This window comes from Clostridium sp. 1001275B_160808_H3 (assembly GCF_015550425.1).
GTDB lineage: Bacteria > Bacillota > Clostridia > Clostridiales > Clostridiaceae > Clostridium.
In genome coordinates this window covers 17,673-40,210 of the sequence record NZ_JADNAT010000025.1, presented here as the reverse complement: position 1 = coordinate 40,210, position 22,538 = coordinate 17,673, and the positions used below count along the sequence as shown (strand labels likewise).

The 22,538-nt window shown below is 28.7% G+C and carries 18 protein-coding genes; 16 read left to right on the top strand and 2 right to left on the bottom strand.

Annotation, left to right across the window (positions count from 1 at the left end; translation table 11 throughout):
- Positions 1-8: 8 nt before the first annotated feature.
- The 12 genes from I2A75_RS15430 (at position 9) to I2A75_RS15375 (ending at position 15,063) form a co-directional block, all read left to right on the top strand.
- A complete protein-coding gene (locus tag I2A75_RS15430; protein ID WP_195266200.1) occupies positions 9-1,169 on the top strand; it encodes a mannitol-1-phosphate 5-dehydrogenase in 1,161 nt (386 codons plus the stop codon).
- Between the two features lie 197 nt (positions 1,170-1,366).
- Entirely contained in the window at positions 1,367-1,510 is a 144-nt protein-coding gene (locus tag I2A75_RS15425) for a hypothetical protein (protein WP_195266198.1), read from the top strand.
- Between the two features lie 243 nt (positions 1,511-1,753).
- Entirely contained in the window at positions 1,754-2,767 is a 1,014-nt protein-coding gene (locus I2A75_RS15420; RefSeq protein ID WP_195266196.1) for a ketoacyl-ACP synthase III, read from the top strand.
- 73 nt (positions 2,768-2,840) lie between these two features.
- A complete protein-coding gene (locus I2A75_RS15415; RefSeq protein ID WP_195266194.1) occupies positions 2,841-3,233 on the top strand; it encodes a hypothetical protein in 393 nt (130 codons plus the stop codon).
- A 331-nt stretch (positions 3,234-3,564) separates the two neighbouring features.
- Positions 3,565-3,990 carry a MarR family transcriptional regulator gene (locus I2A75_RS15410; RefSeq protein ID WP_195266192.1) on the top strand — a complete coding sequence of 142 codons (426 nt, stop codon included), beginning with the start codon at positions 3,565-3,567 and terminating at the stop codon, positions 3,988-3,990.
- Positions 3,991-4,092: 102 nt separating this feature from the next.
- On the top strand, positions 4,093-4,692 hold the full coding sequence (locus I2A75_RS15405; RefSeq protein ID WP_195266181.1) for a nitroreductase family protein: 600 nt from the start codon (positions 4,093-4,095) through the stop codon (positions 4,690-4,692).
- 426 nt (positions 4,693-5,118) lie between these two features.
- Positions 5,119-5,826, top strand: coding sequence for a pirin family protein (locus tag I2A75_RS15400; protein WP_195266179.1), 708 nt, complete (start codon positions 5,119-5,121; stop codon positions 5,824-5,826).
- Between the two features lie 369 nt (positions 5,827-6,195).
- Complete coding sequence (gene nifJ / locus I2A75_RS15395; RefSeq protein ID WP_195266177.1) at positions 6,196-9,723, top strand: pyruvate:ferredoxin (flavodoxin) oxidoreductase; 3,528 nt, start codon at positions 6,196-6,198, stop codon at positions 9,721-9,723.
- A gap of 544 nt (positions 9,724-10,267) precedes the next feature.
- A complete protein-coding gene (locus tag I2A75_RS15390) occupies positions 10,268-10,588 on the top strand; it encodes a PTS sugar transporter subunit IIB (protein ID WP_207733843.1) in 321 nt (106 codons plus the stop codon).
- 26 nt (positions 10,589-10,614) lie between these two features.
- Positions 10,615-11,955 (top strand): PTS sugar transporter subunit IIC, encoded by a 1,341-nt coding sequence (locus I2A75_RS15385; RefSeq protein ID WP_195266175.1) that lies wholly within the window; start codon positions 10,615-10,617, stop codon positions 11,953-11,955.
- A 21-nt stretch (positions 11,956-11,976) separates the two neighbouring features.
- Positions 11,977-13,362 (top strand): dipeptidase PepV, encoded by a 1,386-nt coding sequence (gene pepV / locus I2A75_RS15380; RefSeq protein WP_195266173.1) that lies wholly within the window; start codon positions 11,977-11,979, stop codon positions 13,360-13,362.
- 312 nt (positions 13,363-13,674) lie between these two features.
- The gene (locus I2A75_RS15375) at positions 13,675-15,063 is read left to right on the top strand and encodes an aspartate ammonia-lyase (RefSeq protein WP_195266170.1); all 1,389 of its coding nucleotides are present in this window, start codon (positions 13,675-13,677) and stop codon (positions 15,061-15,063) included.
- Between the two features lie 155 nt (positions 15,064-15,218).
- On the opposite strand, the gene I2A75_RS15370 is transcribed toward I2A75_RS15375, so the two are convergent.
- The gene (locus I2A75_RS15370) at positions 15,219-16,826 is read right to left on the bottom strand and encodes a sigma 54-interacting transcriptional regulator (protein WP_195266168.1); all 1,608 of its coding nucleotides are present in this window, start codon (positions 16,824-16,826) and stop codon (positions 15,219-15,221) included.
- 249 nt (positions 16,827-17,075) lie between these two features.
- On the opposite strand from I2A75_RS15370, the gene I2A75_RS15365 reads away from it, so the two are divergent.
- The 4 genes from I2A75_RS15365 to I2A75_RS15350 are packed head-to-tail and all read left to right on the top strand — an operon-like array spanning position 17,076 to position 20,219.
- On the top strand, positions 17,076-18,038 hold the full coding sequence (locus tag I2A75_RS15365; protein WP_195266158.1) for a N(4)-(beta-N-acetylglucosaminyl)-L-asparaginase: 963 nt from the start codon (positions 17,076-17,078) through the stop codon (positions 18,036-18,038).
- Positions 18,039-18,054: 16 nt separating this feature from the next.
- Complete coding sequence (locus tag I2A75_RS15360; protein ID WP_195266156.1) at positions 18,055-18,663, top strand: copper homeostasis protein CutC; 609 nt, start codon at positions 18,055-18,057, stop codon at positions 18,661-18,663.
- A gap of 30 nt (positions 18,664-18,693) precedes the next feature.
- Complete coding sequence (locus tag I2A75_RS15355; protein ID WP_195266145.1) at positions 18,694-19,881, top strand: malic enzyme-like NAD(P)-binding protein; 1,188 nt, start codon at positions 18,694-18,696, stop codon at positions 19,879-19,881.
- A gap of 23 nt (positions 19,882-19,904) precedes the next feature.
- Positions 19,905-20,219, top strand: coding sequence for a PTS lactose/cellobiose transporter subunit IIA (locus tag I2A75_RS15350; protein ID WP_195266143.1), 315 nt, complete (start codon positions 19,905-19,907; stop codon positions 20,217-20,219).
- Positions 20,220-20,432: 213 nt separating this feature from the next.
- Here the strand turns inward: I2A75_RS15350 and I2A75_RS15345 are convergent, their stop codons facing one another.
- Positions 20,433-22,481 (bottom strand): SdrD B-like domain-containing protein, encoded by a 2,049-nt coding sequence (locus I2A75_RS15345; RefSeq protein ID WP_195266141.1) that lies wholly within the window; start codon positions 22,479-22,481, stop codon positions 20,433-20,435.
- Positions 22,482-22,538: the final 57 nt, after the last annotated feature.

Sequence of the window (22,538 nt, the reverse complement as noted above, 5' to 3'; positions counted from 1 at the left end):
GGGTTTTTATGAAAAAGGCTGTACAATTTGGAGCTGGAAATATAGGAAGAGGTTTTATAGGAGCATTGCTATCTAAATCAGGATATCAGGTGGTCTTTGCAGATGTGAATGAAACTATAATAAATAAAATTAATGAAGACAAGCAATACACTATAAATGTTATGGATATACAATGCACAGAAGAAAAAATAAATAATATAAGGGGTGTATTATCAAATAGTAATGATATTTTACATGAAATAAATGAAGCTAATATAATCACAACTGCTGTTGGGCCTCTAGTTTTACCTAGAATAGCAGAAACAATCGCAAGAGGAATTAAGCTAAGGAAAGAAAATAACATACAAGAATATCTAAATATAATTGCTTGTGAAAATGCAGTTAAAGCAAGTTCTCAACTTAGAGATGAGGTAATAAAATATTTAAATGAAGAAGAACTACAATATTTAGAAAAATATATTGGTTTTCCTAATTGCTCAGTTGATAGAATAGTTCCTCCTGTTAAAAGTGAAAATATTTTAGATGTAGTTGTTGAAAGTTTTCATGAGTGGAATGTTGAAGAAACTGCCTTTAAAGGTGAAATTCCTAATATTGAAGGAATGAATTTAGTAGATAATTTAGTAGCTTATATAGAAAGAAAGTTATTTACATTAAATACTGGACATGCTATCACAGCATATTTTGGATACTTAAAGGGATATAGAACAATAGATGAAAGTATAAATGATGAAAAAATATATAATTTCGTAAGGAAGGCTATGATTGAAAGTGGAGAAGCTTTAATAGCTAAATATGGATTTGATAGAGAAAGCCATATTAAATATATTGATAAAATTATAGGAAGATTTAGAAATCCTTATTTAAAGGATGATGTTGCAAGAGTAGGAAGAGAACCTTTAAGAAAATTAAATAAAAATGATAGATTAATAAAGCCATTAATAACAGCAAGAGGATATAATATTGATTCTGAAAACTTATTACTAGGTGTTGGAGCTGCTATGCACTATAAAAATGATGAAGATGAGCAGAGCAGACAGCTACAGAACTTAATAAAAAGTAAAGGAATAAAAGGATCATTATCAGAGATAGCAAAATTACCAGAAGATAGTGAAATATTAATTAAAATAGAGCATTACTATAATCAAGTTAGAAGATTAATAGAAGGTTGAAAGATAAATAAAAAATAAAACATTTAAAAACGCCCTATATAAAAATAAAATAAAGTAAAGAACTATTGTATTGAAGTTTACTTCTTTGCAATAGTTTTTTATTTTAGTGTAATTCAAAAGTTGATGAGAATATTGTAAGTAAGGTAGTTATTACTGATGAAAATGGAAATAAGTTTGAAAGATTTAATTCTGCAAGAATGAATACTACAAGTAATGGAGGCGTGGAAGTTTCAATGATGTTTGATGCAACGACCTTCGATAATTTAGATAAATTAAAACTGATAGTTAAGGATATTGAAGGAAAAGATATAGTATTAGATTTAGAAAAAGAAAATAATTAGAAAGATAAGGATTGTGTTTTAATAGAGAACATAATCCTTATTTTTTATTGGTAAATTACGAAACAAAATATAAGAATATTTATAATTATAATAAAATTCTGATTAAAATGTTGTAATTTGGAATATTATACTATAATATGTATATATAATGAATATTATGTTATTTATAGCAATGATATATAATATGAAAATTTATTGAAATTAAAAAATAAATTATAGTCATGTAAAAAGGGGAAGTATATTATGAGACATCAAAACATTAACATTATAAGTACAGGAGTTTATCATCCTGCAAATAGAATACATAATGATTATTTTATTAATCACTTTAATAAAATGGGGATTGAAGTAGCAGGATTATTAAAGCATTTAGAAAGAGAATATAGATATATTTCTAATGATCCTAATGAAACTGTTATAACTATGGCTCACAAGGCAAGTATAGCTGCACTAAAGGATGCAAAATTAAATATTAAAGACATAGATTTAATTATTTTTGCAACAGATACACCAGAATATACATCACCATCTAATGCAGTTAAAGTATTAGAGATGTTAGGTGGACCAGAAGTTAAAATACAAATGGCATATGATACAAATACAAATTGTCTAGGAATGATAACTGCATTAGATCAAGCTAGTAGAATACTAATGACTAATAAAAGATTTAAAAGGGCTTTAGTTGTGGGTGGAATTTTATTTAGTTCTGTTGGAAGTCCTAATGATTCAGTTTCATATTCAAACTTTGGAGATGCAGCAGCAGCAGTTGTTTTAGAGAAGGCTGAGGAAGATCAAAAGAGGGGATTCATTGATTCTACACACTTAGCTCAAACATCAGAATGTAACAATATACTGATGCCTAGAGCAGGATACTCAAAAGTTATAAGAGATGGAGTAGAAGAGGAAGACGATAAAAAGTGGTCTTGGAAGCCTTTTGACGGAAGTTTTATATCTGATGTTTGGGTAAAACTAATTAAAGAAGTTGCTGAAGATAATGGGATAAGAGCTAATGAGATTAATCATCTTATTTTTTCTCAATTTACAATTCCTGATGCTAGACTTACATTAGAGAAGTTAGATATAGATAAGAATAGGACAACTTATATTGGAGATGAATTTGGTTATACAGGAACTACAAGTCCTATAGTAGCTCTTGATAGAGCACTAAAATCAGGAAGAATAAAGAAAGGTGACTATGTAACATTATCATCTATGGGATCAGGGTCACTGGTAACTGTTTTATTATTTAAGTTCTAAAGATAAATATACTAATATATCGTTAATATCAGTATGTTTATAATAATAAAAAATAATTTTAGGAGGATTTATTATGATAAAATATCAAGGGAAAAATTCAAATTATCAATTAAATGCGGACAAGATAAAGAAGGTTTTTCATGCGCAAGCTTCAGGATTTTTTAGTGAAGAAGATGGTACATCTTTTTTAAAGGATTATGATGCTATTACTAAGACATTTCCTACAAAAGATTATGCTTTAGTAATTTATGCAGCAGAATTAAAGCCATCAAGTCCAGCCGTAGCAAATATGTTAGGAACTTTATTACAAAGATATATGGAAGTTCCATTTAAGAGCAGATTTTTAGTTACTCAAGGAAATGTTGTTACTATGTCTCAATTTAAGAGATTAGGAAAAGAAATAGCAGGTTGGACTGAATCAGTACAATATGTAGATGATTTTAATGAAGCATTACAGAAACTATAGAATTATAAATAAGTAAATTATTTTATTACTATGTGTACAAGGTATATAGTAATCTATTACATAAAATTAAATATTAATATGAAAGCATATGAAAAATCTAATATAAAGATTAGAAATTTTATATGCTTTTTATTTATTTTAAGTAAAAGTATTATTCTTTTTTGTTAATTTACTGGTTAGAATCAATTACTATAAATTTGTCATAATATATGTTCACATAAAATAAAATAGTTGGTTTTAAAAAGATGATAATTATTATCAATAAATATCTTGACTTAAAGATATTTAAGATATATAATTATCTTGAAATCAAGATAATGTAGGTGGAGATATGAGCGATATAAATTTAAAACTAGTTATTGCTATGGCTAGAACTTATAATGATATGTTTTTTGAAATAGAAAAAAATGTTCAAGAATTTGGACTTAATATTAGTGAATTTGGTGTTTTAGAAATGCTATATCATAAAGGTGATCAACCAGTACAAAAAGTAGCTGAAAAAATTTTAGTTACAAGTGGAACAATAACATATGTAATAAATAAATTAGAAAAGAAAGAATTAGTTGTTAGGAGAAAATGCGAAAAAGATAAAAGAGTCTTTTATGTTTCTTTAACAGAAGAAGGAAAAGAACTTATTTCAGATATATTTCCAAAACATAAGGAGTTCTTAGATAATTTATTTAGTGAATTGGATGAAAGGACTAAAAGAGAATTAGTAGATAACTTAATTCAATTAAGAAACATATTAAAAAAATAAGCTTTAAATTATAAGTTTATAGACTTTAAGAAATTATTTTAGATAGATAAATAATTAAAATCAATCAAAAATTTAAAATGGTATGATAGGAGAATGATGTAAATGAGTAAAAATTTTTATGATGCAATAAAAGAAAGAAGAAGTATATATTCAATTAGTAAAGAATCACCTGTGTCAGATGAAAGAATTAAAGAAGTAATAGAGGATGCAGTAAAACATGTTCCATCTTCTTTTAATTCACAAAGCTCAAGAGTAGTCGTATTATTTGGAGAAAAACATGATAAGTTATGGGATATTGCAATGGAAGCATTAAGAAAAATAGTTCCAGAAGAAAACTTTTCTTCAACTGAACAAAAAATAAATTCATTTAAAGCTGGTCACGGAACAGTATTATATTTTGAAGATTTTAGCGTAGTAGAATCATTACAAAAGCAATTTGAACTTTATAAAGACAATTTCCCAGTTTGGGCAGAACAAACTTCAGGAATGTTGCAATTTGCTATTTGGACAGCATTATCTATTGAAGGACTTGGAGCAACACTACAACATTATACTGAATTAATAGAAGATGAAGTTAAAAGAGAATTTAAAATACCAAATAATTGGAAGATGATTGGTCAAATGCCTTTTGGTAAAGGAACAGCTCCAGCTGGAGAAAAAGAATTTTCACCAATAGAAAACAGAGTGAAAATACTAAAATAATCAAGAATTAACCTTAATGATATGTATTAACTTTCCGATTTTTATATAATTTCGAATACAATTCTAAATTTAAGATATCTAAGATGACTAAATTTTTATAACTCACTACGCTCAAACAATAAAAATTCTTAACGCCATCTTAGATATCTTAAATAAGAATTGTAGTTTCTCATTATAATAAAATCTCCAATTTAATACATATCATTAATGAGGCTAATTCTTTATTTGATAATTTTAAGTGGAGGAATAAAAGTTGGCGAAGATAAATAGACTGTGGAATAAGCATATAGCGAGCAATTAGAAGTACTTGGCATAGTAGTTTTTCCAAGCCTAGTAATTCTTTGCACAGCTATTTAGCTTATGGAACATATCTAGTTATCGTAGCCTTTATATTCTCATTTTATAAGAAGCTAAGGAGGTTTGATTATGTTAAGAAAATTGGACCATAGAAACATGGGAAAAAGTAATTTAGGATGGCTTAAGAGTATATTCCATTTTTCTTTTGCAGAGTATTTTAATATAGATAATATGAATTTTGGAGTATTGAGAGTTATAAATGATGATTTGATTGAAGGTAATACTGGATTTGATTTACATCCACATAAGGATATGGAGATAGTATCTTATGTAGTTGAGGGAGAATTAACTCATGGAGATACAATGGGAAATAAAAATACTATTTCTAGAGGCCATGTTCAATACATGAGTGCAGGAACGGGAGTATATCATAGTGAATATAATTTAGGGGATAGTACGGCTAGATTGTTACAAATATGGGTTATTCCGGATAAAAAAGGATATAAGCCAGCATATGGGGATTATAGATTCAATTGGGACGATAGAAAAAATAAATGGCTTAATATAGTTTCAAGCAAAGATGGAGATGCTGCTATTAAAATTAATCAAGATTCAAACTTTTATGTAGTAGAACTAGATAAGAGAAAAGAAATAGATTTTCAAGTTGGTCCCAATAGACAGGCTTATTTAGTTCAAATAGAAGGAAATTCTACAATTAATAATTTAGAATTAAATGAAAGAGATGCACTTGAAATAATAGAAGAAGATATTTTAATCAAGGCCGATAAAAAATCACATATACTTGTGATTGAAATGAAAAAGCAGTTAAAGTGGTAAAGTAGGAGAATTATTTAAATATAGTAGTATAGATTAAAAAGTATATAAATATTGAAAAGTATATAAATATTAAAAGTAAGGTAAGTCATAATAGAAATGATTTACCTTATTTTTATATCATAGTGAAATAGATAGTGTGGTATAAGTATTTAGTTCATATATTTTTTTATAGATTAAGTAAAGAAATTTAGTTTAATAATTATCTAGAAATAATAATTATCTTTTAAATTTAAGAAGATTTTGGTATAGTATTTTAAATACATGTATTTAATATTGAATAATAGACAAGGTCTATGCAAATACTTAAATTATTATAAATTTATTTATAAATGCAGTTATTTTTAAATCATAAGGAGGATTAATAAAGATATGAGAAAAACAAAAACAATGGATGGGAATACTGCTGCTGCATATGTTTCCTATGCTTTTACAGAAGTAAGTGCAATTTTCCCAATTACTCCATCTTCACCTATGGCAGAACATATGGATGAATGGGTAGCACAAGGAAGAAAAAATATTTTTGGAAAACCAGTTAATATAGTGGAAATGCAATCAGAAGCTGGAGCAGCTGGAGCAGTACACGGGTCACTTCAAGCTGGTGCTTTAACTACTACATTTACAGCATCTCAAGGTTTATTATTAATGGTTCCTAATATGTATAAGATGGTGGGTGAGAGACTTCCAGCAGTTATACATGTTGCAGCTAGAGCAATAGCTACATCATCATTAAGTATATTTGGTGACCATCAAGATGTTATGGCTGCGAGACAAACAGGTTTTGCTATGTTATCTGAAGGATCAGTACAAGAAGTTATGGATTTAGCACCAGTTGCACATTTAACTGCAATTAAAGCTAGAATGCCATTTATTAATTTCTTTGATGGATTTAGAATATCTCATGAAATTCAAAAAATAGAAGTTTTAGAATATGAAGAATTAGCTAAGCTAGTTGATTATGATGCAATTAATGATTTTAGAAAAAATTCATTAAATCCTGATCATCCAGTTGTAAGAGGAACATCACAAAATCCAGATACATATTTCCAATTAAGTGAATCATTAAATAAATACTATGATGATATTCCAGAAGTTGTTGAAGGATATATGGCAAAAATTACAGAGCTTACAGGAAGAGAATATCATTGCTTTGATTATTATGGAGATCCACAAGCTGATAGAATACTTGTAGCTATGGGTTCTGTAATGGAAGTTGCAGAAGAAGCTATAGATTACTTAAGGAAAAAGGGAGAAAAGGTTGGGCTTGTAAAAGTAAGACTTTATAGACCATTTTCAATAGAAAAGTTATTAAAAGTTATACCAGAGACTGTTAAGAAAATAGCTGTTTTAGATAGAACAAAAGAGCCAGGATCAATTGGAGAACCATTATATTTAGATGTTGTTAGAGCAGTAAGTGAAATGGATAATCCACCTAAGGTATATGGAGGAAGGTTTGGTCTTGGATCAAAGGACCCATATCCATCACATATAGCAGCAATATTTGAAAATTTAAGTCAAGATAAACCAAAAAACAGGTTTACTATTGGTATAGAAGATGATGTTACTAATTTATCAATTTCACCAAAAGAAGAAATTGATGTTGCAGAAGAAGGAACAACAGCATGTAAGTTCTGGGGACTAGGATCAGATGGAACAGTAAGTGCAAATAAGAGTGCAATTAAGATAATTGGTGACCATACAAATATGTATGCACAAGGATATTTTGCTTATGACTCTAAAAAGTCAGGTGGAATAACTGTATCTCATTTAAGATTTGGTAAAACTCCAATAAGATCACATTATGAGATAGATCAAGCAGACTTTGTAGCATGCCATAATCAATCTTATGTGTATAATTACAATTTATTAAAAGGACTTAGAAAAAATGGTACCTTTGTTTTAAATACAATATGGACTGAGGAAGAATTAAATGAAAAACTTCCTGCAAGCATGAAGAGATATATAGTAGAAAATAATATAGATTTTTATATTATTAATGCCATAAAAATAGCGCAACAAATAGGTCTTGGTGGAAGAATTAATATGATAATGCAATCAGCTTTCTTTAAGCTTGCTAATATAATTCCACTTGAAGATGCTGTTAAATATTTAAAACAAGCAGTTGTTACATCTTATGGTAAAAAGGGCGAGAAAGTAGTAAACATGAACTACGAAGCTATAGATAAAGGTATAGAGTCTTTAGTTAAGATAAATCCACCTGAAGAATGGAAAAATGCTGAAGATGATAAATTAGAAGAAAAGATGGATGTTCCTAAATTTGTTGAGGAAATATGTATTCCAATAAACAAATTAGAAGGAAATCACTTGCCTGTATCTAAATTTATAGAATATGGAGCAGAAGATGGTACATTTATGGCTGGTACAACTGCCTTTGAAAAGAGAGGAATTGCAGTTAATGTTCCAGAGTGGATTCCAGAAAATTGTATTCAATGTAACCAATGTTCATTTGTATGTCCACATGCTGTTATAAGACCATTTTTAGCTACACCTCAAGAAGTTAAAAATGCACCAAGCAGCTATAAGAGCTTAAAGGCTAATGGAATTAAGGGAGATAAGGAATATTTATATACAATAGGAATAACTCCTTTAGATTGTACTGGATGTGGAAACTGTGCTCAAATTTGTCCTGCACCAGGAAAAGCATTGGTTATGAAACCTATGGATACACAAAGTGATCAAATAGAAGCTTGGAATTATGCTGTTGAAGAAGTTACTCAAAAGACAAATCCTATGAGTAAAACTACTGTTAAGGGAAGTCAATTTGAGCAACCATTACTTGAATTCTCAGGAGCATGTGCAGGTTGTGGAGAAACAGCTTATGCTAAACTTGTTACTCAATTATTTGGAGATAGAATGATGATTGCTAATGCTACAGGTTGTTCATCAATTTGGGCAGCATCAGGAGCAGCAACTGCTTATAGACCGAATTATGATGGTCATGGTCCTGCTTGGGCAAACTCTTTATTTGAAGACAATGCAGAATATGGTTTAGGAATGTATTTAGGTGTTAAAACAATTAGAGAAAGAGTTGCAGATAATATTAAGATTGCATTAGAAAGTGATATGCCTGAAAATACAAAGGCTGTATTAAAAGATTGGTTAGATCATAAGGATAGTGGAGAAGGAACAAGACAAAGAGCAGAAAACTTAACAAGAGTTTTAGAAGAAGAAAATTCTGAAATTGCAAAAGAAATTTTAAAGGATAAAGAATTCTTTGTTCATAGATCTCAATGGATATTTGGAGGAGACGGATGGGCTTACGATATTGGATATGGTGGTCTAGATCATGTTTTAGCATCAGGTGAAAATGTTAATGTTTTAGTATTTGATACAGAAATATATTCAAATACAGGTGGTCAATCATCAAAATCAACTCCAGAAGCAGCAGTAGCAAAATTTGCTGCAACAGGAAAGAGAACAAAGAAGAAAGACTTGGGATTAATGGCAATGACTTATGGCTATGTATATGTAGCGCAAGTTTGTATGGGTGCTAACTTAAATCAAACACTTAAAGCAATTGCAGAAGCAGAAGCTTATAATGGACCTTCATTAATAATAGCTTATTCAACTTGTATAAGTCATGGAATAAAGATGGGTATGTCTAATACTCCATATGAAGAAAAGAGAGCAGTTGAATCTGGATATTGGCATTTATATAGATACAATCCTGACCTAAAGGTTGCAGGAAAGAATGCATTTAGCTTAGATTCAAAAGAGCCAAATAGCAGTCTTAAAGAGTTCTTAATGGGAGAAGTAAGATATGCTTCATTAGCAAAAGCTTTCCCTGAAATAGCAGAAGAATTATTTGCTAAAACAGAAGAAGATGCTAAAGAAAGATATGAAAGATATAAAAAGTTATCTCAAGATGCTTTATTATAAGATTATTATAAAAAATATAGTTTGTTAGAATATTATTCAATATAATAATTAGTATAAGATAAGTAGACATATTATATAATATTAAGTAAAATAATACTAAGTTCTAAAATGATATGTACTACATAAGTGAAGGCAGAGATATAAATTTAAAAATAAAATAATAAATTATGAATATAGCCTTTAATATGTTCTATAGATTAACTTGCAATGCAGCAGGAAATTTTAAGAATGATTAAGGCTATATTTTTTTATTACAAAAGCTAATAATATATATCCTGAGATAAATCTTCTGATTGTATTCTTTTATAATGGTTATTGTATATATAAATTTAAAAAATGATACACTAGTATAAATTAAAGAAAAAATTATAAAATGAGTGTGTTTATATACGATACACTAAAAAGAACTATAAATTTATACCCCTAATATATTAGAAAAATATCAATAAAATAAAGAGATTAGAGAATTATTAAAAAGTTGGTATAAAACTTGCTTAGTATAATTGTACAATTAATAAATTAAATTTATTTAGGAGGAATTATTATGAAAAACATATTTTTATTCTGTGACGCAGGAATGTCAACAAGCTTATTAGTAACAAAAATGAGAGAGGTTGCTACTAAGCATAATGTAAATGTTAACATAGAAGCGCTTCCTTTTGCAAAATCTTTTGAAACATTAAATGAAAAACAAGTAGATTGTGTTCTTTTAGGGCCACAAGTAAAATTTTTACTAAAAGATATAGAAGGACTTTGTAAAGAAAAAAAAGTTCCAGTAGATGTTATAAACGCTGCTGATTATGGAACAATGAATGGTGAAAAGGTATTAAAGCAAGCAATAAAAATGATAAAAGCTAATCAATAAGATTAATAAAGAAAAGAGGGTATAAAATGAATAAGTTTGAAGCAATGTTAGAAGAAAAAGTTATTCCTATAGCTCAAAAGATATCTGCACAAAGACATTTAAGAGCTGTCCGTGATTCTTTTGCAACAATAATGACTTTCTTAATAATAGGATCTGTATTTATGATAATTGCAGATTTCCCTATACCAGGATGGGAAGATTTACAAGTAAAACTTTTTGGAGAAGGTTTCTATCAACTAATTAAAACTCCAGTAAGAGTAACTTTTGATTTTATGTCTGTTTATATAGCAGGTGCTATAGCATATAACTTATCAAAGAGATATAGAATAGATGCGTTTACAGTATCTTTAATAAGTATAGCAAGTTTCATAATATTAATGCCATTTGATAAGTATATTGAAATAGAAGGAACTTCTCACTATGTAGGAAGAATGATTGAAATGGGTAACTGGGTAGGAGCTAAAGGTATCATAGTTGCTATATTTGTAGGTATCGTAGTTACAGAAATATTTAATATATTTGTAAAGAAAAATATTTCAATTAAGATGCCTCCAAGTGTTCCAGAAGCAGTTTCAAAAGCATTCTCAGCACTTATCCCTGGATTCGTTATTATTACATTAATGCTAGTAGTTCGTACATTATTCCAAATAACTTCATATGGTTCAATATTCGATATGATTTATACAATGATAGCAGCTCCAGCGCAAGCTTTAGTTGGGAATAATATATTTGGAGCTATAGGATTAGCAGTACTATCTACTTTATTCTGGTTCTTAGGAGTTAATGCAACTTCAACATTAAATGGTGTTGTAAGACCGTTCTGGCTACAATTACAAGAAGAAAATATGGCTGCAATTCAAGCAGGACTTCAACCACCACATATTTTAACTGAACAATTCTATGATTTAGTTTACATGGGAGGAATAGGAGCAACACTTGCTGTTTGTATATTCTTAGCATTAAGAGCTAGATCAAAGCAATACAAGGAAATTGGTAAGTTATCAACAGTACCAGGTATATTCAATATTAATGAGCCAATTATGTTTGGATTACCTATGGTTTTAAATCCAATTGCATTTATTCCATTAATAGTAGCACCAGTAGTTCTTATTTGCATAAATTACTTTGCAATGAGTACTGGAATAGTACCAAAACCAAACGGAATTTACTTACCTTGGACAACTCCTCCAATAATTCAAGGATACTTAATTACTGGAAGTATAAGAGGTGCATTATTACAATTATTTGATATGTTTGTTGTTATGGGAATATGGTATCCATTTATTAAGATGATGGATAAGAAGCAATATGAATTAGAAGTAAAAGAAGCTGAAGAAGATGATGATGATTTTGATTTCTCACTATAATATAAAAGTGAGGTAATAAGTATGGATTTATTCAATAATCTAAAGTTAGAAGATGAATTTTTTAATGATTTATTTAGAATACTTAAAATAAACACAGTTAAAACTGAAAAACAAGATGATGCTCCTTTTGGGAGTGGCATAAAATCAGGATTAGAATGTATATTAGATATATGTAAAAGTTATGGCTTTAACACTACAAACTTAGATAATTACATTGGATATGCTGAATATAAAAATGAAGATAGTAAAGATTATGTAGGTGTACTTGGACATATCGATGTAGTTCCTGTTGGAGATGGATGGAATACAGATCCTTTTAATCCTGTAATAAGGGAAGGAAAGTTATATGCAAGAGGAGCATTAGATGATAAGGGGCCACTATTTGCTTCATTATATGCATTAAAGCTGTTGAAGGATTCAGATATTAAGTTATCTAAGAATGTTAGAATTATATTTGGAACTAATGAGGAATCAGGAACTGAGGATATAGATTACTACTTAGAAAGAGAAAAGCCACCAATATTATGTTTTACACCAGATGCATACTTTCCAATAGTTACTTCAGAAAAAGGAATATTAACTTTTGAGCTTACTCATAAAGTATGTCCTAGTGAAGAATACAAAATTGAATATATTAAAGGTGGTAAAAAGTCTAACATAGTCCCAGATATTTGTGAAATTAAAGTATCATTTAAAGATAGAAGCTTTTTAAATAATTTCAATAATTTAGATTTGAATAAGGCATATAATATTGAAACTCTAGAAAATGAAAATTCAATATTAGTAAAGGCTTTTGGAAAATCTGCTCATGCTAGCACTCCAGAAGAAGGAGACAATGCAGTATGTAAGATGATGGAGTATTTATATAAGACTTTGAACTTTAATGATGATTTTACAACCTTTTTAAAGGATTTTAATAATCTTATTGGAAGAGGCTATAATGGAGAAAATTTAGAAATTAATTTTGAAGATGAAGAATCAGGAAAATTAACTATGAATTTAGGTATTGTTAATGGAGATTCTGAAGAGATAAGAATGAGATTTAATGTAAGGTATCCAGTAACTATTGATTTTAAGGAAATAGTTAAAAAAGTAGAAGAAAAATTAGATTTAAGTACATTAAATTTTGTAATGGGAAATCATAATTATCCATTACATTTTCCAAAAGATCATAGTCTTATAAAATGTTTAAAGAAAGCTTATGAGGAAACATTTAAGAAAGAAGCTAAACTTTTAGCTTCAGGTGGAGGAACTTATGCTAAATTAATGCCAAATACAGTAGCCTTCGGGCCTCTTAATGAAGGAGATCCTGATTTAGCTCATCAAAAAAATGAGTATATAGAAGTAAGTCAACTTAAGAAATGTATAGAAGCATATGCAAGAGCAATTTATGAATTAGCAAAATAATATAATGATAAAAATCTTAGAATGATTTTAAATTATTCTAAGATTTTTTTTATTGTTATAATTATAAATAAGGTTAATTAGAGTATAAAAGAGGAATAAGTTATAAATTAGTGTGTTAAATAGACTGGAAAATTTGGTTAGTGTATAAAATGATATTAGAATATCCAAAGAAAAGTAATACAGTTTCTTGTAGTGAATAAATATTTTATAAAAAGTAACTATAAATCAATATTTATATATTTGGCATATATATTGCTTTCTAAATATAGTAAGAAAATGTTTAAAAGTATTTATTACTTAGGAGGTATTAAAATGAATTATAGAAAAGAAAGAGATTCTATTGGTGAAAAATATGTTGAAAAGGATGCTTATTATGGAGTTCAAAGTTTAAGAGGATATGAAAACTTTAGAATAAGTGGATTAAATATAAATAAAGAATTTATAAAGAATTTAGCAATAGTAAAAAAAGCATGTGCAATCACAAATGAGAAAACTGGAGAATTAAAAAAAGAGTTAAGTAATGTAATTATTAAAGCTTGTGATGAGATATGTGATGGAAAATATTTTGATCAATTTATTATAGATCCTATTCAAGGTGGAGCTGGAACTTCAATGAATATGAATATAAATGAAATAATAGCAAATAGAGCAAATGAAATATTAGGATATAAAAAGGGTGAGTATTACCCAGTTCATCCAAATGATCATGTAAATATGGGACAATCAACAAATGATGTAATTCCTACTGCAGCTAGTATAACAGCATATGAATTATTGGTTAGATGTATAAGAAATATTAAAGTTTTGGAAACTGAATTAGATGAAAAGGCTAAGGCGTTCATTGATATTATAAAAATGGGAAGAACAGAAATGCAAGATGCAGTTCCTATAAGTTTAGGATCTGAGTTTAAGGCATTTTCACTAGCTATGGGTAGAGATGCTAAGAGGTTAGAAAAAATTAAGGACTCATTATTAACAGTGAATTTAGGGGGAACAGCTGTAGGAACAGGTATAACAGCTAATAAAGAGTATATAAAAGAAGTTACAAAAGTGTTAGCAGAATTATTTGGAGAAGATATAAATCAATCAGAAGATTTAATTGATGGAACTCAAAATCTTGATAAGTATGCTGAGATTTCATCACAGTTAAAGGTTTGTGCTGTTAATTTAAGCAAAATTTCTGGTGATTTAATATTAATGTCATCAGGACCAAGAACTGGTTTTGGAGAAATAAAATTACCTTCAAAACAAAATGGTTCTTCAATCATGCCTGGAAAGGTTAATCCGGTAATGCCAGAAGTAATGAAGCAAATAGCATTTCAAATAATGGGAAATGATTTAACAATAACCATGGCAACTCAAAGTGGACAATTGGAGTTAAATGCCTTCTATCCAATAATTATGCACAATATATATGAGTCTATAATAATTTTAACAAATGGCATAGAAACTTTTATAGAAAATTGTGTTAAGGGAATCGAGGCTAATGAGATAAGATGTAATGAACTTGTAAACGGAAGTATAGGAATTGTAACAGCTTTAGCACCAGTGTTAGGATATGAAAAAGCCGCATACATTGCTAAGAAAGCCTTAAATACAGAAAGATATGTTAAGGATGTTGCCATTGAAGAATGTGATATGCAAGAAAATGAAGTAAGTAAGATATTGAACATTAAGGATATGGTGAACTTAGTAAGCTAATAAAGGGATTATATCTAAGTAACTAGTTCTAAAAGGAATATTTTGTTTTATTTAAAAATTAAATAAATTATATGACAAATTAATAGCACCTAGTAAGAATAATTAAATCTTATTAGGTGCTTTTTATTTTGAAAATCTAAAAATTAATTCGCAATTTATAGTTTAGAGGTATCTAATTTATTAATGCAGTAAATAGTAAATGTCATTAAGAAAATAAATTCTAAGTCAGATAAATTTATATTATATGTTTTTTCAATTAAAGATTTAATTTCCATAGTTAATGGATAGTAATCTTTGTAAATAGATTTTAGTTTATTCAATGAAGGCAAAGTGGAGTAATCCATAAGGTCGATTCTATCATAAATCATATCAATATGGATGTTAAAGAAAGTTTTAAAATCACTATTAGAAAGTTTTTCATTTATCTTATCATCTAATTCTAATAGTTTAGATAATAGTTCACTATATGCTGATTGTTCAAAATTGAAATTATAATTAGCCTTATTTTCAATTACTGAATCTATATATTTAGTAAAATAATTAATAATTAAATTTGTACAATTTTCTTTATGATGTATAGCACTATCTATATTATTTATAAAATCTTTGTAGCTTGATAAAATCATATGTTTCTGTTTTAAAAATGAATGACTTGTTATCTCGGTATTTTTATCATAAATAAAGTATCCATCTACTGAATTAAGAGATTCAATAAGTAGTTTTTCTCGATCTAAAGGATTATTAAGAGCTCTCTTAATATCTAAAGGCAAATCTGGACTATTAATTTTTATATGCTTTTTATTATTTATAAAATACTCGGAATAAGCATTAGCAACAGCAAGAATAATGTCATTTTTTAATTGTCCAACATTATATGGACAATCATATGACAATAAACATAACATTGAGTTTTTTGATACAAGCACAGGTTTATCTAGCTTTATACTTTCTTCTTTAATAAAAGATTCTATTAAAGTCAATCGCTCTTCTAAAAGTCTTTCATTTAAATCAGGTAAATTTATCTTTATAGGAATTCTTCTTATAAATGTATCTAATAATGATGAATTTATATCTTTATTAGTAGCGCATATTATACGAGCGGAAGATTTAATTCTTTTAGATACTTCTCCTAATCTCTTGAAGTATCCAGTATCCATAAAGACAAATAGCATTTCTTGGCCTTCATTTGGAAGATTATGAATTTCATCCAAGAATAAAATCCCTCCGTTTGCTTCTTCTATTAATCCAGGTCTATCTTCGTTAGCGCCAGTATATGTACCTTTTTTTACTCCAAATAATTGAGCACTTAGTAATTGAGTATTACTTGAATAGTCTGAACAGTTAAAATGGATAAAGGGCATATCTTTTGTATCATCTAAAGAATTAGCATATTCATGCATAAGCTTTGCTAGCATGGATTTACCAACCCCTGTATCTCCAATTATTAAGGAGTTCATACCATTTGGAGGGTATAATATTGCAGTTTTAGCTAATTTAATTGCAGGGGCAAGTGAGGGATATAAATAACTAAGCCTATCCATAGAAGATTTTTTAGAAAAATCAGTAGCGTTGGGGTTATTAAAAAAATATTTTACTGGACGGCTATTATTTTTAAATAGTTTTCCTTTCTTTAATAATATATTTAAATCTTTACTTACATTTGAACGTTCTAAATTAAGGTATTTACTTATATCTAAAGTGGTTATACCATCACCATTATCAAGTTTTTTGACAGTATTATAAATTAAATCTACTCTTTTCATAAATGATCCCTTCTGATAAGTTTATTATTTGTATAAAAGATTTATTTAATTTGTATTATTATTATTAAAAATATTAAGTTACTGTATTAAAAGTAAGTTAAATTATTGATATATGTATCATTTTACAATACACTTATATGAAAAGGCAATTGATAATTATAATATTCTCTAAAATACCAGTTACATAAAATGTTGGCATAGATATTGCTTTTAATAATTTCATAGTTAATTGAATTGGAGGAGAGACTTATGAAATATGCAATGATAGCAACGTGGAGAATGGCAGTCGAAGGAATAACTAGTTCAGCAGAATTGTTGATAAATGGAAAATCAGCAGGAGATGCAATAGAAAATGCAATAAAAATGGTAGAAGACTTCCCTTTTTATAAATCTGTAGGGTATGGCGGATTACCAAATGAAGAGTGTGAAGTTGAGTTAGATGCAGCTTATATGGATGGTGATTCCCTTTCAATTGGTGCTATAGCTGGAATCAAAGATTTTAAGAATCCAATTAGTATAGCAAGAAAATTAAGCAATGAGCAAGTGAATTGCTTTTTACAGGGGGTAGGTGCAGAAGCATTTGCTCATAAAAATGGTTTCGAAAGAGTTAATATGCTTACAGATAGAGCAAAATTGCATTATGAAAAGAAAAGAAGAGAAATAGCAAAAGAGGGATTAAGTCCATATGATGGACATGATACAGTTGGAATGGTAGCACTTGATTCTAATAAAAAAATGGTAGCAGGAACATCAACTAGTGGTCTATTTATGAAGAAAAAAGGAAGAGTAGGGGATTCACCATTATCTGGTTCAGGTTTCTATGTAGATAGTGAAGTTGGAGGTGCTACTGCAACAGGACTTGGAGAAGACTTAATGAAGGGCTGTATATCTTATGAGATAGTAAGATTAATGAAAGAAGGGCATCATCCTCAAGAAGCAGCTGATATGGCAGTTGAAAAATTAGATAAAGAGCTTATAAGAAGAAGAGGTAAGGCTGGTGACTTATCAGTAGTAGCATTAAATAATAAAGGAGAATTTGGAGTTGCAACAAATATTGAAGGTTTCTCATTCTCATTAGTTACAGAAGATTTAGAGCCAACAGTTTATGTGTGTAATAAACAAGAAAATGGCAAAACTACTTATGAAGTAGCAAGTCAAGAGTGGTTAGATGCATATTTAAAAAGAATTAAATCGCCTATAACATTTGACTAATATAAGGAGTAAATTTATGAATATATATGAAGCTTGTGTTGGAAATTACAATGATGCTGTTAGAGCTGAAGCTTTAGGAGCTAATAGAATAGAGCTTTGTGATAACCTTTTAGAAGACGGAACTACACCTAGTTTTGGAACAATTAAAAAGGCTGTAGAAAATTTAAATATTCCAGTAATGGTTATTATAAGACCAAGAGGTGGAAACTTCGAGTACTCTGAAGATGAAGCTGATATCATGATACAAGATATTAAAGTATGTAAAGATTTAGGTGCATACGGTGTAGTAATAGGAGCCTTAAAAGGAAATACAATAGACCTAGACTTAACTAAAAAAATGGTAGAAGAGGCTAAGCCAATGAAAGTAACATTCCATATGGCCTTTGATAGTATTGATGATAAAAAATCTGCAATTGATGACTTAGTAAAGCTTGGAGTAGATAGAATATTAACTAAGGGTGGATGTGAAAATGCTTTAGCTGGTAAAGATAAGCTTAAAGAGTTAGTTGACTATGCTAAAGATAGAATAATAATTATGCCTGGAAAGGGTGTTAATAAAGATAATAGAGATTATATCTTAGAATATACTGGAGCTAAAGAAATTCATGGGACTAAAGTAGTTTAGTGTTAGCTAAAAGAAAGAAGGGGGATATATTTGAATATATATGAGGAATCTTTAAAGTATCATAAACAAGCAAAAGGTAAGTTTGAAATAACTTCAAGGGTATCTATAGAAAATGAAAAAGATTTAAGCTTAGCATATACTCCTGGTGTTGCAGAACCTTGTAGAGAAATACATAAAGATCCAGAAGCTGCATATGTGTACACAAGAAAGTGGAATACAGTAGCTGTTGTATCTGATGGTACTGCAGTTTTAGGCTTAGGAGATATTGGACCTTTAGCAGCATTACCAGTAATGGAAGGGAAAAGTATATTATTTAAAAACTTTGCTGATGTAGATGCTTTTCCATTAGTATTAGATACAAAGGATACAGATGAAATAGTTGAAACAATAGTTAGAATAGCACCTACTTTAGGTGGAGTAAATCTTGAAGATATATCAGCACCAAGATGCTTTGAAATAGAAAAAAGGCTAAAAGAGAAGTTAGATATACCAGTATTTCATGATGATCAGCATGGTACAGCAATAGTTGTTTTAGCAGCTTTAATAAATTCATTAAAAATAGTAAATAAAAAATTAGAGGATTTAAAAGTTGTTGTTAATGGAGATGGGTCAGCAGGTAGTGCTATTACTAGATTATTATTATCATCAGGAATAAGAAATTTGATAGTTTGTGGCAAAGATGGAGCAATATATAGAGGCATGAACTATCATAATGAATCAATAAAAGAATTAGCGGATAAGACTAATCCTAATAATGAAAAAGGGAAGTTAAGTGAAGTTATTAATGGAGCAGATTTATTTATTGGCGTATCAGTTGGAAATGTTTTAACTAAGGACATGGTATCAAAAATGAATAAAGATTCTATAGTATTTGCTATGGCAAATCCTATTCCAGAGATTTTCCCAGAAGAGGCAAAAGAAGCTGGAGCAAGAATAGTTGGGACAGGAAGATCAGATTATTCAAATCAAATAAATAATGTATTAGCTTTCCCAGGAATATTTAGGGGAGCACTAGATGTTAGGGCAAAAGAAATAAATGAAGAGATGAAAATTGCAGCTGCTTATGCTATAGCAAATTTTGTTTCAATAGAAGAGTTAAGTGAAGAAAAAATTCTTCCAAAGGCATTTGAAAAAGGTATTGGGGCAGCAGTAGCAGAGGCTGTAAAAAAATCAGCAGTAGAAACTAAAGTAGCAAAAGTATTAAAAGTGCAAAAATAGATAAATAGTGGAGGATGGAATAAATGGATAATTTAGAATTAGTATCATTTCAATTAATTAGTAATGTAGGAGAAGCAAGATCAGCTTTATTTGAAGCTATGAGAGCTGCAAGAGAAGAATGCTTTGAAGAAGCAGATAAATTAGTAATGGATGCTGAAGATTCATTAATAAAAGCACATGAATCACATAGTTCTCTAATCATGCAAGAAGCATCAGGAGATAAAGTGCAAATATCATTACTTTTAATGCATGCAGAAGATCAATTAATGACAACAGAACTTTTAAAAGGAATGGCAAAGGAAGTTATTTTAACTCATAAAAAGTATTCAAACAAATAATAATTGAATATGAAGTTAAGTTTTTATAAAATCTCATTATTAATGAAAAGCATATGATTAAGAAATTACACTAAATTTAAATAATTTAATTAAGGAGACTATAGTAAGTAAACCAGGAAATAATTTGACTTACTATAGTCTCTTATATTATTAAAGAGAATATCTTACTAAGAACTGATATTATATTTTTGAATTTGAAGTAGGAAATCTAATTTATTTAACCTTTGTAATAATTGTAATAATAGCTGTACCATTTAATGGATTCAAGGTGCCTATGTTTATTCCTTTTGTTAATTCATTTTCAGAAAAATATATAGGCTCTTCTTCACCATTAATATAACTGCCAGATTGAAATTCAAGTTTATCGGATATAACATCTTTAAATATAACATTGTCTGCAGAGGTATTACTATTATTGGCTAGTGTGATAGTATAGGTTAATAAGTCACCAGGAAAAACGGATTCTTTATCGGCTGACTTCTTAAAATTAATATAAGGGACAACTGCTGTTGTTAAAAAATAGTCCTCAACTTCTCCGTCAATGGCAGGGGTGTAAGTAGTTAATGATCTTGGATCTTCATCATCCCTTTGTATATTTTTCGGAAGAGATAATTCTTCAGTAGTTAAGCGTAAGCGTATATATGTGTTGTCATAGATAGTAGAATATCCAGTAGGCCTTGTAAATTCAACAGAAACTATTTGTGGAGTTGAACTGCTAGGTACGTCATATACAGAGGCTTCACTTAGGCTAAATATACCATCAGTATTAAAATCTAGCCAAGCGTATAATTTGGCTGGGTAAAGAGTGTTATTATAGCATTTTACATCTATTGCATATTTAGTTGAAGAGTTATTTATATATGGTAGAGGATAAGATATACCATCATTATCAATAACTGTTGCTCCAATAATGGCATCTGGTTCAGAGTACACAATATTTCCGATGTAAATATCTTTAGAAATAGCATGCTTTGGACCATTACTGGACTCATAGGATTTATAGGAAGCTGTATTTAATTCAGATGTCTCTGGAGCATTTCCATAATCATATGAACATTCTGCTTCGGAACAATTTGCACCATCTCCATTTGTTGGAATAGGAGTTATTGTTGATATTAGAACTAGAGTTTTGATATCTGTATCATTAAGATTTACTTCATATACTTTTCCTGTGCCAGAAGATAAATAAATAAAGCCTGTATCATAACCATATATTTTTGCCATTGTTCTAGAGTCTTGAGAAGAATAATCTGTTATTGCAGTAATATCTGTTTCTAATAAATTACCAGTTAGTGTATTATTTGCTAGGTCTACATCGATTTCTATAATTTTATCAATATCTGCATAAGAATTTAAATCTTTATCAACATAAGAATATAACTTTTTAGTTGTATTATTAAATACCCAATCTGCTATTGTATAACTTCCATTAGTATAAGAAGATGAACCAAAATTGAGCATTTTCATTGAATTTATATACAAATAATTTAGACTTGTTGGATTCAGATTAATTGTATAAAAGTACCTAGATGAGATGCTAGGAGCGTTAATAAATGCGATGTAATATATTCCATTATTATCAAATGACCCAATACTCATACTTACTGGTGCCCATGAATTATTAGTAGTACTGTTTATAATTGTATTAATTTTACTTATATTATAATCACCATCTATTCTATATAATCCTGTAGCAGTCATAGTAGCAGAAGGTGAAGTCATTGAATAGAGTATATTTTCTTTAATATTATAGCCTAAAGCATTCAATCTTTCAGGGTACTTTGCAACTGCTTGATTTTTACCATTATGAATATCTAATTCAATAAGTTCAGAATAAGTAGTATTATTAGGGTTAGTTACTAGAAATCCCTTGCAATGACATCTGACTTTTTTATATATGCTATGGCCAAAATATACAGTCATACTTGCATTATAATTAGCGGTAAAAATAAATTTTCTTGGGGTAGTAGAAGTAGTTGAATACCACATGTCATTAGTTAATTTAGGTTGCTGAGCTATGAAAGAATTAAAATATTCTTCAGAGTAATTACCATTTATATTTTCACATGTCTCATAAATTGTATATTTGTTTCCATATTCTAAGTTGCTAAATGTAGTATATCCAGTTTCATTAGTTTGTTGAGATATGCAAGTTCCATCGCTAGATTTAAGTGTTACATATATACCTGATAATCCAATATCTGTGGATTCGAATGTACCAGATTTATTTACATCATTAAAAACATAAACTATTAAATTCATTGTTACACCATCCTATAAATGTAAATAATTTATATAATTTTTACTATGATACTTTTG

Bases quoted from the DNA above. Each gene is read 5' to 3' on its own strand.
- I2A75_RS15405 (WP_195266181.1), top strand. From the start codon at position 4,093: ATGAGTAAAAATTTTTATGATGCAATAAAAGAAAGAAGAAGTATATAT.
- I2A75_RS15370 (WP_195266168.1), bottom strand. From the start codon at position 16,826: ATGAAAAGAGTAGATTTAATTTATAATACTGTCAAAAAACTTGATAAT.
- I2A75_RS15410 (WP_195266192.1), top strand. From the start codon at position 3,565: ATGAGCGATATAAATTTAAAACTAGTTATTGCTATGGCTAGAACTTAT.
- I2A75_RS15400 (WP_195266179.1), top strand. From the start codon at position 5,119: ATGTTAAGAAAATTGGACCATAGAAACATGGGAAAAAGTAATTTAGGA.
- I2A75_RS15345 (WP_195266141.1), bottom strand. From the start codon at position 22,481: ATGAATTTAATAGTTTATGTTTTTAATGATGTAAATAAATCTGGTACA.
- I2A75_RS15390 (WP_207733843.1), top strand. From the start codon at position 10,268: ATGAAAAACATATTTTTATTCTGTGACGCAGGAATGTCAACAAGCTTA.
- I2A75_RS15375 (WP_195266170.1), top strand. From the start codon at position 13,675: ATGAATTATAGAAAAGAAAGAGATTCTATTGGTGAAAAATATGTTGAA.
- I2A75_RS15430 (WP_195266200.1), top strand. From the start codon at position 9: ATGAAAAAGGCTGTACAATTTGGAGCTGGAAATATAGGAAGAGGTTTT.
- I2A75_RS15365 (WP_195266158.1), top strand. From the start codon at position 17,076: ATGAAATATGCAATGATAGCAACGTGGAGAATGGCAGTCGAAGGAATA.
- I2A75_RS15385 (WP_195266175.1), top strand. From the start codon at position 10,615: ATGAATAAGTTTGAAGCAATGTTAGAAGAAAAAGTTATTCCTATAGCT.
- I2A75_RS15415 (WP_195266194.1), top strand. From the start codon at position 2,841: ATGATAAAATATCAAGGGAAAAATTCAAATTATCAATTAAATGCGGAC.
- I2A75_RS15360 (WP_195266156.1), top strand. From the start codon at position 18,055: ATGAATATATATGAAGCTTGTGTTGGAAATTACAATGATGCTGTTAGA.
- I2A75_RS15420 (WP_195266196.1), top strand. From the start codon at position 1,754: ATGAGACATCAAAACATTAACATTATAAGTACAGGAGTTTATCATCCT.
- I2A75_RS15350 (WP_195266143.1), top strand. From the start codon at position 19,905: ATGGATAATTTAGAATTAGTATCATTTCAATTAATTAGTAATGTAGGA.
- pepV (WP_195266173.1), top strand. From the start codon at position 11,977: ATGGATTTATTCAATAATCTAAAGTTAGAAGATGAATTTTTTAATGAT.
- I2A75_RS15425 (WP_195266198.1), top strand. From the start codon at position 1,367: ATGAATACTACAAGTAATGGAGGCGTGGAAGTTTCAATGATGTTTGAT.
- nifJ (WP_195266177.1), top strand. From the start codon at position 6,196: ATGAGAAAAACAAAAACAATGGATGGGAATACTGCTGCTGCATATGTT.